A 17,194-nucleotide genomic window follows, 5' to 3' on the forward strand; every position below is an offset into this window, starting at 1 on the left:
TCATCTGACCTGAAACAAACACCTACTATTGATGAAAACGATCACAACAGAAGAAGCGTTAAGGCAAATATATGCGAAAATAAACGGAATTAAATATGCCATGCTTACCTCCGTTGGCCAGGATGGCTTATTGCGCAGCCGCCCGATAGCGTCTACAGAAGCTGAACAAAATGGAGAACTCTGGTTTTTTGTTTACGACGATTCAGATAAGGCGAATGAAGTGGCCAGACATTCGCAGGTAAATCTTTCTTATTCAGATAATGCAGGTACTCACGTATCTATATCTGGTATTGCCAGGATAGTACAAGACCGGCAGCGAATGGAACGTTTGTGGAATCCGTTGTTCCGGGCATGGTTTCCCAAAGCATTGGATGAGCCAGGGATTGCGCTGCTATGTGTAACTATTGAAGAAAGTGAATTCTGGGATACCACTTCCAGCAAAGTAGGGCAATTATTCCAGATGGCGAAATCCATTTTAACAGGTTCACAGGCAAACCCTGCCGAACATAAAGAAATTAAACTAGGAACGGCTACCGGGAATTCCTAATCTAAATAATATTTACTACTGCAAAAACCCACAATTTGATATGATGATTGTGGGTTTTTTATTTATTTACGTCTCCTTAGTATAGTAATTTACAATCCTAGACTTATGTTACACATCCGGACATTCTTTGTAGTTATTGTTAGTATCTTGTTATCAGCCTGTTTCCATAGCTTGCAAGCTCAAATCCTGAATACTAAACTTCAGGTGACCGTACGCGACGACTCAGGTAATTTGGTAGAAGGAGCCAGTATACGCCTGTTTACATCAGAGGAAGATTATAACAAAGAACAAAACCAGGTAGGCAAAACCATCCGGACAGATGAAAAAGGCCGGGCGAGTTTTGATACTCTGGAACCTAAAATCTATTATATCATTGTAGAAAAAGGAGATATGGATAATAGTGACGGGGGCACAAAAACTGAAGCGCTTACGCCAAAACGGATAAATAAAATAACTATTATAATCTCGTAACCTGCTTCCTATTAAACAGCAATACCATCTCCCTGGCAGAAGATGGTATCGTTAAGTGTATATTTACAAAGGCTTTTTAAGGGAATTTAATCAGCTTGTTTTCTATCAGTATAAGGTCTTTTTGCTAGCAACTACGGCTTCCTGTAATTCTACACGCTGGCCATTAATTTTTCCGACAATGAAAGCATCGGCAATACCCATTTTTTTAATATCATTATTGAAAGCCTGAGCGGTTTTGAAGTTTCTGAATTTCCCCAGTGTATATTTATCCATTGTATCCACCTGCTCCTTCTTCAACCTGGCTAGTTCTTGCATATATTGATTCATATTAAAATGCTCGAAAGCACCTATCTGCACTTCAAAGAATACCCCTTCTTGTGTATCGGATTGCTCACTTAAGGTATTGTTGATAGTTACTAAGCTATCAATTGTTGGTTTTAACCCATTAAGTTCGCTTAACTGGACTTTCAATTGCCGGTTATCCTGCGCTACTTGAGGCCATTTTCCAAATAATGGCTCATTCACCTCCGATAGAATAATATAACCAAGGCTCAGTACAAAAAGAATGGCAAATATGATAGTGGTGGTAATAAATATTTTGCTCTTAGATGCCAGTTCTTCATTTTCGCTTTCCAGATCCAGTTTTTCGTTTTCCAGTTCCAGATATTCCTGATGGGTAAACTCGTTTGTTGCTTCCATATCTTAAAATTAAGGATATTATCAGCCTCAGAAAGTTGAGTTTTCCTCAAAATAGCAGTTGTACCAAAGTTTATTTTTTTTATAGCTGGTTGGTAGCTCTAATCTTATTTTTACCTACTATGTTCGGTACATAAATATGCCAGAAGTGGTACAAAAGCCCTTGCAGCTACCTGTTTATGAAAGCATTAGTAAATCAAACAATCCCACTTCTTATAAAAGTAAATGTAAGATGCCATGTATTCTATCGACAATTGGCAGATCAGGTACACGAAAAAAGCCACAATTGTTACTCATTGGCTGCTCTTTCTATTTTTCCAGCCGCTTAAGTTCGTCGATCAGGCGTTGCGTTTGCTCTATAGTAACAGCCGGAAAATTGGCAATACGAATCTGCTTCTCTTTGTAACTGCCATAGCCACTGCCAACTACATTTCCTGTTTGTGTCAGCTTTTGAATAAGATCTGTAGAACCGCCAGCCACATCTGCAACAACCACTGTTGGCGACTGATGGTCCGGATTTTGAACAAATGCTTTTACGTTCTCACTTTGTTTCAGGTAGGTATATAGCATAGTTGCTTTTTGCTCGGCTTCCTGCCGTATGGCGGCTATGCCTTTTTTGTTCATATCTTCTGCTATTTTCCCAAGCAAATAGATTCCTACTACGTTTGGCGTGGCGGGCGTTTCAAAGGTTTTGAACTTACTCCATAAGGAAGGCAGGCTATGATAAGTGCCTACGGTAAGCCCTTTCTGCTTCAATAGTTCGGATTTCTGCAAGCATTTATCATTCACAATCCATACGCCCAACCCGGCAGGCATACCAAATCCTTTTTGCACGGAAAAGAAGGCACAATCTATTAGTTGAAAATTAAGATCAGGATAGGGAGCGGAGGACACCATATCTACAGCAAAAAGCTTATCAGTATATTTTTGCTTTAACGTATGCATATCCGCTACTGGCATAGTAACCCCAGAACTTGTTTCATTATGAGTAAGGCAAACAAGCTCTGCTCCGGCAGGAATTGTCACCTGCGCCAGATCAAAGCCCTTACCAAACGGCATTTCCAGTTTATTGGCTTTTTTACCTAATTCACCGGCAAACTCGTAAAAACGTTTGGAGAAGGAGCCATTCACCAGGTGAAAACTTTCTTTCTCTACACAACTCTGTAAAATCCGTTCCCATATTTCGGTAGCAGAGCCGGTAAAGAGCACAGCAAAGTTATCCGGAATAGAAAGTAACGTCTTGAGTTGTTCGTAGGTAAACTGGTAAATAGCCTTGAATTGCTTGCTCCGGTGTGAGATTGAACCAATCTGCTCCCTCAATGCCTGTTGTAAATGCGTTTCAAAGGATGGATACAAATGAGCCGGACCTGGCGTAAAGAATGTCTTCTGCTGCACGGAATAGGTGATTAAATGTTACTTACAATATGGCCTAAAGTTAGAAACTTTAGTTTGTGGAATAAAACAACTGATACACTTTTTCATCACTAGCATTTCCACACCTGATTTACAGGCCATTATATCAGGCAAGTAGATTTCTTACAGAATTTATTAAAAATATTACATGCTAATGGTTTACTTCCTGTTCATTTTGTAATCAAGGAATGTAATTAGCTACTAAATTACGGCCTGATATAATTTAACTCAACAAAACCTTTATTAAATTACTTTACAACAATGAAAAACAAATTATCTGTCTTATTTGCCCTATGCCTGATGATCTTCTTTGCTCAATCTGCAAAAGCCCAGTATGAAAAAGGAGATATATTAATTAACCCAGGTATTTCTATCGGGGGATATGGCTATTACAATTATGGCTTATACAGTAATTCCGGAGGATTTTTGCCCCTAACCATTAATGCCGAATACAGCATTAACGATATGTTTAGTGTAGGCGGATATGCCGGGTATTATTCCCGTACCTACAAATATAGCAATGATTATAAAGACAGATGGACGGCTTTATCTATTGGTGCAAGAGGTACGTTACATGCCAGTGGTTTATTAAACGATCAACTTGATTTGAATATCAATGAAGAAAAGCTTGATATTTATGCTTCTTTATTGCTAGGCTTTGAAACATATTCCTGGAAGGTAGACGAAAAATGGGGTGGCTCTAATTACTATAACAATGGCAGCCGTGTATTTCCTGGGTTAACGTTTGGTGCAAGATATTTCTTTACGCCTAAATTCGGTGGCTACCTGGAACTTGGCCGTAATGCTTTTGGCTACTTAAACTTAGGTGTTTCCTTTAAACTATAATTTTCTTCTCTCATACATATACACAATTGCAAAGAGCCGCAGTAGTTTACTGCGGCTCTTTATTTTTATACTTACTATATCCTTGAGAATTATTAGTATAGCATCCGGAATTTTATGGTATGGGATATATTTTTAAGTTCTGTAATTACTTCTTTGTTATATACTTTATTGATATCTGTAATTACATAGCCTAATTTTTCATTAGTCTTGAGATATTGGCCGGCAATGTTAATGTGGTGTCTGGCCAGAATACTATTAATCTGGGCAAGAATGCCAGGCACATTCTCATGGATATGAATCATGCGGTGCGCATCAGTTAATTCTGGCAATTGCAGGTTCGGGAAGTTTACACTCATAAAAGTGTTTCCTTTATTAATGAACTCTACAATTTTACCAGGAACAAAATTAGCAATATTCACCTGTGCCTCTTCAGTGCTTCCACCAATATGAGGCGTAAGTATTACATTCGGCAAGCCGCGTAGTTCATTTAAAAATTCCTCTTTATTCGTTTTAGGTTCGTAAGGGAATACATCAATAGCTGCGCCAACTACTTTTTTACTCTTAATGGCGGCTACCAACGCAGGAATATCCACCACATGGCCACGGCTCAGGTTCAGGAAAATAACGCCATCTTTCATCATCGCAAACTCCTTTTCTCCTATCAGGTTCTTATTGGCTGCCCGGCCGTCTACATGCAGGGAAACAATATCTACTGTGTTAAGTAATTCTTGCAGCGTATTACACCGTTTTACATTACCCAGAGCTAATTTCTCCACCACATCGTAGTAATATACCTCCATACCCAACGACTCGGCTAGCACAGAAAGCTGGGCACCAATATTACCATATCCTACTAAGCCTAGTTTTTTGCCTCTTATCTCAAAACTATTCTTCGCCGATTTATCCCATTTACCCTGGTGCATCCCCTGGCTTTTGTCCGGAATATTACGGATCAGCATAATAATTTCGCCTATAACTAGTTCTACCACGCTGCGGGTATTGCTGTAGGGTGCATTAAAGGCAACAATTCCTTTTTCAAGGCAAGCATTCAGATCAATCTGGTTGGTGCCAATACAGAAGGCCCCAATACACATTAACTTATTGGCATGCTCCAGTACTTTTCTGGTAACCTGGGTTTTAGAGCGGATACCTAAAATAGTCACATCTTTAATCCGTTCGCAAAGTTCATCCTCATCCAGGCCGCCGGCTACTACTTCTACTTTGTATCCTTCCTTCCGGAAAATCTCTACAGCTCTTGGGTGAATGTTTTCCAGTAGCAATACGCTTATCCGGTTTTTCGGATACGATAAACTCATCGGTAACTTATTGTGATACAGGAACTCATCAAGGCTAGGCGCAATATGATCGGCTTTGCTTAGTACACGTTCGCGTTCTACATTTTCTGTAAAGGCATAAAATTTATTTGCTAACCCAGCTTCTTTTATCTCATAATCTGTGTAGCCATCGCCAATTACGTAAATATCGCCTTGCAAACTCAAGCTTTTTATCTGCTCTACCTTTCCTTTATTGGCACACAAGCGGTTGCTGCGGTCGAAACCGATAATATTTCCTTTCTCATCGTATACAAAGGTATTGGCAAATATATTTTCTTCTTTTATTCCGAAGGCTGTTACTATTGGTGTAATAAACTCCTTAAACCCATTGGATATGATTAAAATATTACTGGCAAACTCTTTAAAAAATTTCTTATTCCGCTCAAAAGAATCTGATATTTTAGTCCGTAAGCGTTCAATTAACAAAGGTAAATGTGCTTTGTTTGCCTCTAATAAAGCAATTCTTTTCTCTAACGATTGAGTAAAAGACAATTCACCATTCATGCCCAGATCGGTAATGTGCTTGATCTCCTGAAGGATTTCTTCCTGCCGTGGATTATTTTGCAAAGAGATAGCACCTAGTTCGTCCATTGCTTCTACTTTGGTAAAAGTGCTGTCAAAATCAATAATGATGTACTTATTGAGGGTATTGTCCATAGAGTTTTGGTAGTATAAAAAGTATCCGTTTTCGGGCCGAAAAGTTACGAATTGTTTTTTAAACCCTCTCTAAAAATTTTAGGGCACGCTCTTCAGACCAGAATTTGCCAGATAAACTATTGCTGTAAAACCCGCAATGCCCTCCTTCTTCCGGTGCTTCCAGGTATACATGCGGGAGGTCTTTTACAATGGAGAAAGGAAAACACTCGGGCGAAAGGAAAGGATCGTTTTTAGCATTAACAATGAGCGTAGGAATAGCAATGCCTTTTAAAAAATGCTTGGAACTGCACTGCGTCCAGTAATCTACGGCGTCTTTAAACCCATGCAAAGGCGCAGTGTATTTATCATCAAAATCTTTGAAAGTTTTTATTAGATGGTAATCCTTGTCATTTATTTTATCGGGCATTAGCAGAGCCTTGCCCTTCACTTTTTTACGCAGGTGTTTCAAAAAGCGACTCATATATACTTTATTGCCAAACCCTGCCATTTTGGTAGAACCAGATTGCAGGTCGCAAGGCACCGAAAATACCACCGACCGCTTTATCTGAGGCCTAAGGTCGGCTCCCCTTTCACCTAAATACTTGAGCGTAAGATTACCTCCCAGGCTAAACCCTATCAGTACAATACTATCATAGGCTTTTTGCGTTAACACATGGGCAATCACCTCTTCCAGATCTTCCGTAGCTCCGCTATGATAAAAACGCAGGTTTTTATTGATTTCTCCCCCACACCCCCTAAAATTCCAGGCAAGGGCATCCCATCCTTGCGCGTTCAGCTCTTTTACCATGCCCTTAACATAGGGTCGCTGAGAATCGCCTTCCAAGCCATGGGACAGTATGGCTATGCGGTTATTTCCCTTGCTTGACCAATCCAGGTCAAGAAAATCATTGTCTGAAGTGATCAGCCGTTCACGTTTATATGTCACCCCCTCCACTTTTCGGAACAGACCCGGAATAATGGTTTGCAAATGGGCGTTAAAGAGATAGAAAGGAGATTTATAATCGGAAGTTGGAATGACAGGCATGAAGTTTAATGGGTTGATGTGCTGATAGGCGGATAGGCTAATTACTACTACATCTTCATAAAGTAAAAAGAAAATGTATCCAAAAAGTTCAAAACAAAAGCGGTACGGATGCATACACCCATACCGCCTGATTTATATTCTAACTGACTGCCTGTTCATCAGCACATTTGCACATAAATTTATCAGCACATCGTTATGCTTTGCCCAATGCTTTTAACATAGTATCGCCGATTAATGCCGGAGATTCTACTACATGAATGCCGCATTCACGCATAATGCGCATTTTTGCCTCTGCTGTATCATCGGCACCGCCAATAATAGCGCCTGCATGGCCCATTCTTCTGCCTTTAGGAGCTGTTTGACCTGCAATAAAGCCAACTACTGGTTTTTTGTTCCCGGTCTCTTTTATCCACCGGGCAGCCTCCGATTCCATACCTCCACCAATTTCGCCAATCATTACGATTGCTTCCGTTTCAGGGTCGTTCATTAACAATTCTACGGCCTCTTTGGTAGGTGTACCAATAATAGGATCTCCCCCAATACCAATGGCTGTAGAAATCCCTAAACCAGCTTTCACAATCTGGTCGGCTGCTTCGTAGGTTAATGTACCGGATTTGGAAACTATACCTATTTTACCTTTTTTAAATACGAACCCAGGCATGATTCCTACTTTTGCTTCTTCAGGCGTAATAACGCCGGGACAGTTTGGACCTATCAGCCGTATATCTTTTCCTTTCAGATATTCTTTTGCATAGATCATATCTTTGGTAGGAATACCTTCCGTAATAGTAATAATTACTTTTATACCTGCATCTGCTGCTTCCATAATGGCATCGGCAGCAAAGGCTGGCGGCACAAAAATAATGGATACATCCGCACCGGTCTTTTCTACAGCCTGCTGAACAGTATTGAATACCGGCCTGTCCAGATGGGTGTTTCCACCTTTTCCGGGCGTAACGCCACCTACCACATTCGTACCATACTCAATCATTTGCTGGGCGTGAAAACTGCCTTCGGAGCCCGTAAAGCCCTGTACGATAACTTTAGAATTTTTATTGACCAGAACGCTCATAGTAAAAAGAAAAGTTTTGGCAAAAATAGAGTTTATCTACAGAAAGAAAAACCGGAATGGTAATTTAATTCTGCCTGGCAGAACAAAGTTTTTTAATTGGCCCGTTTTTTTATCCATTTTTATTGGTGTTATTGACTTGCAATCCCATTAGAAAGCCTAAAAAAGAGGGTTGCGCAACTTTTTAGACTAGTACACGATATGTACTATACCGACCTTCTTCCACCTGATAAAACCTTGCCCGGCATATGCAACGAAAAACCGTCCGTATCATTCAAAAACTAAGAAGGCCTTTTATTCAGTTTATACAACTGGAGCAATCCAGTGGCATTATACTTATTGGGGTTACTTTTTTATCGCTGATGCTGGCAAACAGCCAGTATAGTGAGCCTTTTCTGGCACTTTGGGAAAAACATTTATCTATCAATTTTGAAAACTTCCACTTCGATCATTCCCTGCTGCACTGGATAAATGACGGATTGATGGCTATTTTCTTTTTGCTGGTAGGCCTGGAAATTAAGCGGGAGTTGCTGGAAGGAGAACTATCTAGCGTCCGGCAAGCGATGTTTCCTATATTTGCTGCCCTTGGCGGAATGATCGTGCCAGCCATTATCTACTCTTTATTTAATTTAAATACGGCTACTTCTTCGGGCTGGGGCATACCGATGGCTACCGATATTGCTTTTGCCCTGGCTATCCTCTCTCTGTTAAGCAACCGGGTACCTGTTTCCTTAAAAATATTTTTAACAGCATTAGCTATTATTGATGATTTAGGGGCAGTTATAGTAATTGCTGTATTCTATACGGCTGATTTGTCTTTGCCTTATTTATTTAAAGCGTTGCTTGTATTTTTGGGGTTACTGCTGCTAAACAGGATTAAGGTAAAAAAGCTGTTCATTTATGTGGTACTGGGCATTCTCCTTTGGTATTTTATGTATGAATCGGGGGTGCATGCTACGGTAGCTGGTGTATTACTAGCTTTAACTATACCCTACAAAACGATGCTTCCCAAAGACAAATTGGTGCATATGCTGCAGAACAAATTTTCCCAGATCCGGAAAAACGTTCCCTCTCCTGAAACAACCTCCCGTATGATTATGGAAGAAATAGAAGAGGTAGTGGAAAAAACCAGTTCGGTATCTCAGAAACTGGAACATACACTGCATGGGTATGTGCTCTACTTAATCATGCCTATTTTTGCCTTGGCTAATACCGGATTAGTGCTGGAAACTGAGTCATTTTCAGAAGTGCTGTCACCTGGCGGCATTGGCATTTTTTTAGGACTCGTACTTGGGAAGCCTCTGGGTATTTGCCTGTTTTGCTGGTTAGCTGTTAAAACGAATATATCCTCTTTTCCTGAGTACACAACCTGGCAGCATATTATTGGGGCAGGCTTTCTGGGAGGTATTGGTTTTACCATGTCTATATTTATTACGCTGCTTGCTTTTCAAAATGCTGATCAGCAGAATATGGCAAAACTAGCTGTGTTATTTGCTTCTTTAACAGCGGCCAGTATCGGGTATATTATTTTAAGGAACAGCAAAGCAACAATACCGGACGAACAACTGGAAGAAGAAGAAATAATGTAGGTTATCTGGCAGCAAAGAACTGAAGCATACCTATATTTTGTACTTTATCAGGAATAATATCTAGTGGCACAAATTTGTAAAGGAAGCTATTCATAATTTACAAAACCTGTTATTTTTGCGTCAGCAAATAACCTATTATCCTTTACCACCTGCTTTTCATGCAACGATCTATTTTCCTGGCCTGCGTATTTTTCTCTTTTTTTTATTCAATTCTTCTAACAGCTCAACCCACTACCTCCGATTCATTAAAAATACAGAGAGCCGATTCTTTGCTCAGCGAAAGCAGTTTGCCTGCTACCCCCAATGATCCGTTTATTAACTTCGATAGCTTACAATACCGCTTTATTGGTGATGGAAACTTTACGAGCGGAAACGTCAACCGTAGCCTGGCTGTTATCCGGGCAGAGATTGCTTACAATGGACCTATTGTATCGCTTACTACTCATCCCCGGTTCACCTATGGTAAGCAAAATGGTGTGCAAGCCGAACGGGATACCTATGTGGATTTATTTATTGATATCTATAAACAAAAAAAAATTTATGGGTTTGGCCTGGGCACACTGGAAACCAGTAATTTGAGAGGTATCACTCTCCGGCAATTGGCTGGAGCAGGTATTGGGTTCCGCCTGGCACAGGATGCTAAACATACTTTATCGGTAACGAATGCAATTATTTATGAATCAACCGATTTTAGAGAACGGACAACAGTTAGCACCTTACGTAATTCTACCAGGCTAAAAGGCACGCATAGCTTTCTACAAAACCGTATCCGCTTCAATCATCTCACGTTTCTTCAGCCTTCGCTTAGTGATATCTCCAATGTACGCTGGAATACTATTCTGTCTTTGGAATTGCCGCTTAGTAAATGGTTTGCTTTACGCGCCGGATTTGAGAATACCTATGAGAGTATTGTGGATGAAACCCGCCGAAAGAATGACTCCCGTATTACCTTTGGCTTCTCTGTGGGCAATAAATAACTATTCGTCGAACAAATTTTTATTCATGTACTATTTTATGTAAATTGGTCATAAAATAGTACAGGTGTACATTATAAGCCGGGCTCTCTGGCCATTCTATTACTAGTACAGGTTTCAATGCTGATGTACTTTTTTTCAAAAATGCACTAAACTTTTATTTTGTACACCTTATACACCTACTGTATGTTCAATTTGGCTGGGTTGTATTCCCGCTTAAGTGCTACCCTACTTTTTACTAAGGGTATGCTTTTTTTAGTCAACTTATTTCTATTACTGTTCATTTGCTCCGCTTCGTATGGACAAGTGTATGAAAGCAAGGCAGAGGCCGCTCAATTACCACGACTTACCAGGCAGACTTCCGCACAAGGTTTTCCTGCCGGAAGTTTAGTATTGATGGCTGACGGCAAAGAGAAAAAAATAGAAGATATACAACCAGGTGAATGGGTGGCCTCTTATGATCCGGTTCTAGAGGACTATGTAGTAAGCAGCATTACACATATACATTCCTCTACCCTAGAGGAGCCAATGATTTCAATTATGCTTATCTTAGATGATTTTTCGGCTTCTCTGCAGCACTATGGAAGCTTAGCAGGAGTTTCGATAGTTAGTACTACCACGGCAAAGATACTTACCTCTAAAGGGCCTACTCACCTGCAGAACCTTACGGAGAATGATGTTTTATACTGCTACGATACGGCGGCTCACCGGTTTCTACGCTTCCGGATGTATACTCGTGATATGTTGTTGCCTGATGCCGCAGCTCAACCTGTTTATCAAATAGAAACAGAGGCGAGAAACTACATTATTAATGGCACTGTATTCTTGCAAGCTGATGAATTATAAATTCGAATGGCTAGCTAACTCTTGCAAATACGATAATACAGACATAATGAAAATAAAAGCAGTATAAAATATTACTAGCTCAAGTGAAGTAAATTCATGGTTTTGCCTTCCCAGGCAAGCAGCCATAAACTGAGAAAGTCTTTTTTTGAAATACATATAATTTTTATTGGATGTGTTGTCTGCTGTTATTCATCCTCTCCCTGCAAAATTATGTAAAACATTTCAGGCTGGGTACGTAGAAAACTGCTAAATCTTACCTACTTTTTCGTCGTGGACTTAGGCCAATGAGTGAGTAATCTTTTGTTCAACTCATCATACTGTTCTAAAGTGAATTGAAAAGAAAATATACACAAAACAATAATGTTATTTAAGTTCTGCTGTAAAACGGGGTACAACATTATTATTTTTCCTTATGAATTACTAAACATAGCTTGATGCACACTGTATTGTTTGTTTTGCATCAGCCTAATTAGAAAAAATAATCCAATTATAAAAAAGAGAATAAGCGCAAAAATAGAGTTCCGCATGTTACCGGTTATGTCGGTAATAATAGCATAGGTGGCGGTTCCTATTACAATTCCTACTTTTTCTGTCAATTCATAAAAGCTAAAATACGACGCATGATCGGTTGTGGCTGGCAATAACTTAGTGTAAGTAGATCTGGACATACTTTGAATCCCGCCCATTACAATGCCAATAACGATTGCAATGCTGTAAAACTGTATGGGTTTTGTTATAAAATAGGCGACCAAACACACAACTATACAGACAACCATTGCCAAAGCCAGGGTCAGGATATTTCCTATTTTTTTCGATAAGAAAACAAATAACGACGCTCCACCTATGGCTATCAGTTGAATAAGTAACATAATAGTTATTAGGTTAGCTTCCGGCAATTTCAGTTCTTGTGCAGCAAAAAATCCGGCCAAGTACATGATTGTTTGAAAGCCCATGCTATAAAAGAAAAACGCCGCCAAAAAACTGGTAAGCCGGGGATGCAGTTTTAACTCTATAGACACTTTTTTTATCTCCTGAAATCCTTTCCATAATAGCTTTCTCTCAAATCTGTTCTGGGTTTTATTATCAGGTAAATAGGCAAACGGATACAAAGAAAAACCCAGCCACCATACTCCTACCATTAAAAAAGAGAGCCTTACAGGTAAAAAATTTTCTCTACTTACACCAAACCATTCTGGCTTTTCAATAACTACCAGATTAATAAGTAGCAATAATACACTACCCACGTAGCCCAAAGAGAAGCCTTTTGCACTAACCTTATCGTATTGATCTGGTGTGGCAATTTCGGGCAAAAATGCATTATAAAAAACCAGGCTACCTGCATAGCCAATACTAGCGCCTATAAATAAAAGTATGCCCAGTGAAATATGGTTTGCATCGAAAAAAAATAATCCCAGGCAGGAAAAACTGCCCATAAAAACAAAAAATTTCATAAAATTCTTTTTTGTCCCGCCATAATCGGCTATTCCCGAAAGTAAAGGAGATAAAAGAGAGATAAATAAGAAAGCAGTTGATAAAGAATAGGTATACACCACGGCGCTTCTTTTCATCATCCAAAGAAAGGGAACAAGGTCGCTTCCATCTGGTTGTTTTGCTACAGCATTGAAGTATATAGGAAAAATAACCGTGGTAATGGTCAGTGTGTATACAGAATTTGCCCAATCGTACATACACCATGCGTTCAGCACTTTAGGGTTGTTCTTTTCCATGGCACTTACAAGAGCTATACTTTACAATGATTTTGGCAGGTTATTAATTAGTTTGATATTTGCTTCAAGCGTTGGTAAATTATAGTAATATAAATAATATACGTTCACAAAACTATATTTTGCTGGTTTATAATATTGCATATAATACTACACGATTTATTTATTCAATTGGTAAGCTATAGCTCTTATAAAACAAAAAAGTCTTTCCGGGACGCGGAAAGACTTTTTTGTTTTATAAGGAGGAGATACGTTAGATGCCTGCCTGTTCCACTCTTTTGTTAGAAGAGTAGTTTAGTTTAAGTGCATTTGCTTCACGCAATTGCAACTTAACATCTGTTAATATTCCCATCTTGGTCTCTTTATCTACTTTCATAGACATCCAGATCATTTCTCTTTCTGCTTCCGGAAGTTTAGCCTTCTCCTGTTCTACGAATTGAGGAATTTGATTAGTATTAATAAAGACATCATTTACCTGTACCCTTGGTTCTTGTCCAAATTTATTGGCTTCTTTAGGTTTACCAACGTAAATGTAGCTTACTAATGACTTCTGCTCAATTTCCTGCAACTGGGTAGATTGTGGAATACGCTGCTCTACCATTATACTGGTATCCCGCATTTTAGTGGTAACCATGAAAAAGAATAAGAGCATGAATATAATATCTGGCAACGAACCAGTATTAATATTAGCACCTGCTTTTGACTTTTTTGTGAATTTTGCCATAATCTTATTGTCCTACGCTTGTGGGTTCTGCTTCTGATAAACGACGAGGATATACTTTTTGAGCGTATTTCATCATTTCATCTTGCTTTTCATCTTTCGGATCAAGATCAAGATATTGCTCTATGGTAATCCCTAATTTTTCAGCTCTCAGTTCATTATAGGCAGCAGAAAGCTCATCTAATACACGCAGATATACATCATATTGTGTTCCTCTATCTGTTTTTAAAGAAACTACTGCTTCTTGTGGGCTTTCAGACATTGTTGGATCAGCTCCATTATTTGCCAAGAACTTTTTAGCTTCACTGCGTAAATTATCGATTGCCATCGGCTCATCTTCTACCAGTAATTGATTTTTAGAGTTAACAATTACCTTGAAAACATTGCGGTCCTTCAATTTAACATCTACAGGTTGGCTCTCATCTTTCTTAGGAGGCAACAACATATTGATCCCTTTATCAGCACCAATAGTAGTGGTCACCAGGAAGAAGATCAACAACAGGAAGGCAATATCTGCCATAGAGCCGGCATTAATTTCGGGTGTACCCCTGTCTTTCTTTTTTGCCATAACAAAATTTATTTAATTAAACTAGTCACTTCTGTGTATATAATAGCAGCAAGGGCTATAAAGAACAACAGATAAACCGTGATAAGTCCTCCACCAATCAATTTAGAGCCTGACTCCCCAATACCAAATTGAGTGTACATAGGAATAACTTCGTTGCCTGATAACACATAAGCTATACCAAATACAACCAAGATGGCTACTGCACCCAGGCCTGATTTAAGCAAAGCCTTGGGATCGCCGGCGGATTGTATTAATGGAAGCACTACTGCAGCAATGGCACACAAGAATATAAGAATATAGGAAATATATAAAGCTATATCTATCCAACCTGCACCTTCATCTGCTGTAGGAACTGCATCTTGTGCAAATGCCCCTGTTGAACTTCCTGCTACTAATACAATAAACGCAAATATTATTAGAAAAATTCTATTCTTCATATAATTTTTTATTTTATAAGGCTACCTTTTGTTAAACTGTATTTTACCAGAATATCTACTAACGAGATAGAAGCATCTTCCATCTGGTTAACAATAGAATCTACTTTGGATACAAGGTAGTTATAGAATACCTGTAAAATAATAGCCACAATCAGCCCCCCTACCGTTGTTACCAACGCTACCTGAATACCACTCGCCACAACCGTTGGAGATACGTCACCGGCAGCCGCGATCGCAGCAAAAGCCTCGATCATACCCACAACCGTTCCCAAGAAACCAAGCATTGGCGCAAGAGCAATAAACAGCGAAAGCCAAACTAAGCCTCTTTCCAGTTTACCCATCTCCACAGAACCATACGATACAATAGATTTTTCTACCATATCCACACCTTCAGGTGCACGTAGCAAGCCTTGCGTAAAAATGGAGGCTACCGGACCTCTGGTGTTTACAGTTACGTCTTTAGCTGCTTCAACACCGCCGGTATTTAAAGCATCTTCTACCCTGTTTAATAGCTTTCTTGTGTTAGTGGAAGCCATGTTTAAAGTAATAATCCTTTCAATAGCGATAGCCAGGCCAAAGATCAGACAAAGCAGAATAGGAGTCATGTAAGTGACACCACCTGAGATAAACTGTTCTTTAACCACTTGGTGAAAAGATTTCTCTTCAACAGGCGCGTCATCTGTAGTTGCTACAGGAGCGATTTCTTCCATCTCGGCAGCTGCTGGGGCCGCAGCAGTATCAGCAGTGGCTGCACCAGTAGTATCTTGTGCTAACAGGTTTGCAGAAACGCCAAATGTCAAAGAAAGGGTAAGCATCAAAGAAGCTAATAACTTTTTCATAGAATAAGGTAAGGGTTAGCGATTTTTTTTAGGTTTAAAAGGTAAATGATTAAAATTAAAATAAAAAATTGCAGATTAAAATTAAATTTTATTTGGTTCTAGGCAGCAGAGAGGAAGGGATTCGAACCCTCGATACCATTGCTGGTATACACACTTTCCAGGCGTGCTCCTTCAACCACTCGGACACCTCTCTATATGATAGTACAAGTTATGCAGTGTTCGTTTTTTTATCAATTTTCTAATATAAACACAATCTTGTGGCACAAAGAAATTAAGAAAAAAGTGCATATGCAAGTTTTAAAATACTTTTTTCATACCTTTTATTCGTAAAATTATACTATAGAACATATAGGTTATGCCATTTCCCCACGGATAGAGGTAGTTAATGTAATTTTTAAAGATTCCATAGAATTTTCTTTGCCTAATAAATACATCAATTTTGTTATGCCTGCCTCAGTGGTCATATCCTTTCCGCTTAGTACGCCTATCTCCTCTAGATGTTTACTTGTAGCATATTTGCCCTGTACGACTTTCCCTCCCACACATTGCGATATATTTAGTACACATATATTATGTGTAACAGCTTCTTTTAGTAACTCAGTAAACCACTCTGCTGTAGGTGCATTCCCAGATCCATAACTTTCAAGAATCACCCCTTTTAAATCTGCTATTTTTAGTACACATTCAATGGTTCGCCGGTTAATGCCAGGAAAAAGCTTTAAAATAGCCACCCTGGTATCCATTTGGGTGCTATACTGCAGCTTGTTATGAAAGATATAGGGCTGAATAGCCGAATGATTATACTCTATAGATACACCGGCTTCCGCAAGGTATGGATAATTTTCAGAATAAAAAGCATCGAAATGTGCACTTTCCACTTTTTTAGCCCGGTTGCCTCTTAACAAATAGTTATTAAAATAGATACATACTTCGGGCACCAGCGGTTGCCCTTGTGCATTGCGGGCAGCAGCTATCTCCAGAGCCGTAATAAGGTTGCGGCGGCCATCGGTTCGCACAGCGCCTATGGGTAGTTGCGACCCGGTAAAGATTACCGGTTTATTGAGATTTTCTAGTAAAAAACTTAGAGCAGAAGCACTATATGCCATGGTATCTGTTCCGTGTAGAATCACAAAGCCATCATAATAATCGTAATTCTTTGCAATGATCTCCACCATTTCTGCCCAGTGAGCTGGTGTAACATTGGAAGAATCGATGGGCTGGTTAAAAGCAATAACGGTCAGCTCAAAGTCGAATCGGTTGAGCTCAGGTATTTTTTCTACAATCTGCTCAAAATCAAAAGGAATCAGATGAGTACCTGTTCTATCATATACCATTCCGAACGTGCCGCCAGTGTACAACATTAATATAGCGGTAGTGGCTGCCTGACCGGCGGCTGTTTTAATTTTTGTGGTGGTATAGTGCATAGAAACGGGAATCGG

Annotated in this window: 17 protein-coding genes and 1 tRNA gene; 6 read left to right on the forward strand and 12 right to left on the reverse strand. The window is 39.4% G+C overall.

Features of this window, described 5'->3' with window-relative positions:
• Positions 1-31 precede the first annotated feature (31 nt).
• Together Q0590_RS03085 and Q0590_RS03090 are read left to right on the forward strand one after the other, a co-directional pair.
• The gene (locus Q0590_RS03085) at positions 32-547 is read left to right on the forward strand and encodes a pyridoxamine 5'-phosphate oxidase family protein (protein ID WP_302036006.1); all 516 of its coding nucleotides are present in this window, start codon (positions 32-34) and stop codon (positions 545-547) included.
• Between the two features lie 105 nt (positions 548-652).
• Positions 653-1,018, forward strand: a complete 366-nt coding sequence (locus tag Q0590_RS03090) for a carboxypeptidase-like regulatory domain-containing protein (RefSeq protein WP_302036007.1) — start codon at positions 653-655, stop codon at positions 1,016-1,018.
• Positions 1,019-1,123: 105 nt separating this feature from the next.
• Here the strand turns inward: Q0590_RS03090 and Q0590_RS03095 are convergent, their stop codons facing one another.
• Together Q0590_RS03095 and Q0590_RS03100 are read right to left on the reverse strand one after the other, a co-directional pair.
• Positions 1,124-1,717 carry a hypothetical protein gene (locus tag Q0590_RS03095; RefSeq protein ID WP_302036008.1) on the reverse strand — a complete coding sequence of 198 codons (594 nt, stop codon included), beginning with the start codon at positions 1,715-1,717 and terminating at the stop codon, positions 1,124-1,126.
• Between the two features lie 306 nt (positions 1,718-2,023).
• The gene (locus Q0590_RS03100; RefSeq protein ID WP_302036009.1) at positions 2,024-3,109 is read right to left on the reverse strand and encodes an aminotransferase class V-fold PLP-dependent enzyme; all 1,086 of its coding nucleotides are present in this window, start codon (positions 3,107-3,109) and stop codon (positions 2,024-2,026) included.
• 279 nt (positions 3,110-3,388) lie between these two features.
• On the opposite strand from Q0590_RS03100, the gene Q0590_RS03105 reads away from it, so the two are divergent.
• Complete coding sequence (locus Q0590_RS03105; RefSeq protein WP_302036010.1) at positions 3,389-3,973, forward strand: outer membrane beta-barrel protein; 585 nt, start codon at positions 3,389-3,391, stop codon at positions 3,971-3,973.
• 92 nt (positions 3,974-4,065) lie between these two features.
• On the opposite strand, the gene serA is transcribed toward Q0590_RS03105, so the two are convergent.
• The 3 genes from serA to sucD all read right to left on the reverse strand — a co-directional run bounded on the left by serA (position 4,066) and on the right by sucD (position 8,060).
• On the reverse strand, positions 4,066-5,964 hold the full coding sequence (gene serA / locus Q0590_RS03110; protein ID WP_302036011.1) for a phosphoglycerate dehydrogenase: 1,899 nt from the start codon (positions 5,962-5,964) through the stop codon (positions 4,066-4,068).
• Positions 5,965-6,022: 58 nt separating this feature from the next.
• Positions 6,023-6,988 carry a YheT family hydrolase gene (locus Q0590_RS03115; protein WP_302036012.1) on the reverse strand — a complete coding sequence of 322 codons (966 nt, stop codon included), beginning with the start codon at positions 6,986-6,988 and terminating at the stop codon, positions 6,023-6,025.
• Positions 6,989-7,181: 193 nt separating this feature from the next.
• Positions 7,182-8,060, reverse strand: coding sequence for a succinate--CoA ligase subunit alpha (gene sucD, locus Q0590_RS03120; RefSeq protein ID WP_302036013.1), 879 nt, complete (start codon positions 8,058-8,060; stop codon positions 7,182-7,184).
• 245 nt (positions 8,061-8,305) lie between these two features.
• Between sucD and nhaA the strand changes: the two genes are divergently transcribed.
• The 3 genes from nhaA to Q0590_RS03135 all read left to right on the forward strand — a co-directional run bounded on the left by nhaA (position 8,306) and on the right by Q0590_RS03135 (position 11,466).
• Positions 8,306-9,646: a Na+/H+ antiporter NhaA gene (gene nhaA / locus Q0590_RS03125; protein WP_302036014.1), complete on the forward strand. Its 1,341-nt coding sequence runs from the start codon at positions 8,306-8,308 to the stop codon at positions 9,644-9,646.
• A 158-nt stretch (positions 9,647-9,804) separates the two neighbouring features.
• On the forward strand, positions 9,805-10,623 hold the full coding sequence (locus Q0590_RS03130; RefSeq protein ID WP_302036015.1) for a DUF481 domain-containing protein: 819 nt from the start codon (positions 9,805-9,807) through the stop codon (positions 10,621-10,623).
• Positions 10,624-10,806: 183 nt separating this feature from the next.
• Positions 10,807-11,466 carry a Hint domain-containing protein gene (locus tag Q0590_RS03135; RefSeq protein WP_302036016.1) on the forward strand — a complete coding sequence of 220 codons (660 nt, stop codon included), beginning with the start codon at positions 10,807-10,809 and terminating at the stop codon, positions 11,464-11,466.
• A gap of 410 nt (positions 11,467-11,876) precedes the next feature.
• On the opposite strand, the gene Q0590_RS03140 is transcribed toward Q0590_RS03135, so the two are convergent.
• The 7 genes from Q0590_RS03140 to Q0590_RS03170 all read right to left on the reverse strand — a co-directional run bounded on the left by Q0590_RS03140 (position 11,877) and on the right by Q0590_RS03170 (position 17,179).
• Positions 11,877-13,193, reverse strand: coding sequence for an MFS transporter (locus tag Q0590_RS03140; protein ID WP_302036017.1), 1,317 nt, complete (start codon positions 13,191-13,193; stop codon positions 11,877-11,879).
• A 250-nt stretch (positions 13,194-13,443) separates the two neighbouring features.
• Positions 13,444-13,914, reverse strand: a complete 471-nt coding sequence (locus tag Q0590_RS03145) for an ExbD/TolR family protein (protein WP_302036018.1) — start codon at positions 13,912-13,914, stop codon at positions 13,444-13,446.
• Between the two features lie 4 nt (positions 13,915-13,918).
• Entirely contained in the window at positions 13,919-14,479 is a 561-nt protein-coding gene (locus Q0590_RS03150; RefSeq protein ID WP_302036019.1) for an ExbD/TolR family protein, read from the reverse strand.
• Between the two features lie 8 nt (positions 14,480-14,487).
• Positions 14,488-14,916, reverse strand: coding sequence for a hypothetical protein (locus Q0590_RS03155; protein WP_302036020.1), 429 nt, complete (start codon positions 14,914-14,916; stop codon positions 14,488-14,490).
• An 8-nt stretch (positions 14,917-14,924) separates the two neighbouring features.
• Positions 14,925-15,755 carry a MotA/TolQ/ExbB proton channel family protein gene (locus tag Q0590_RS03160; protein WP_302036021.1) on the reverse strand — a complete coding sequence of 277 codons (831 nt, stop codon included), beginning with the start codon at positions 15,753-15,755 and terminating at the stop codon, positions 14,925-14,927.
• A gap of 106 nt (positions 15,756-15,861) precedes the next feature.
• A tRNA-Ser gene (locus tag Q0590_RS03165) sits at positions 15,862-15,948 on the reverse strand.
• A 160-nt stretch (positions 15,949-16,108) separates the two neighbouring features.
• The gene (locus Q0590_RS03170) at positions 16,109-17,179 is read right to left on the reverse strand and encodes an asparaginase (protein WP_302036022.1); all 1,071 of its coding nucleotides are present in this window, start codon (positions 17,177-17,179) and stop codon (positions 16,109-16,111) included.
• Positions 17,180-17,194 lie beyond the last annotated feature (15 nt).

Origin of the sequence: Rhodocytophaga aerolata, from assembly GCF_030503435.1 — a bacterium.
Classification (GTDB): domain Bacteria; phylum Bacteroidota; class Bacteroidia; order Cytophagales; family 172606-1; genus Rhodocytophaga; species Rhodocytophaga aerolata.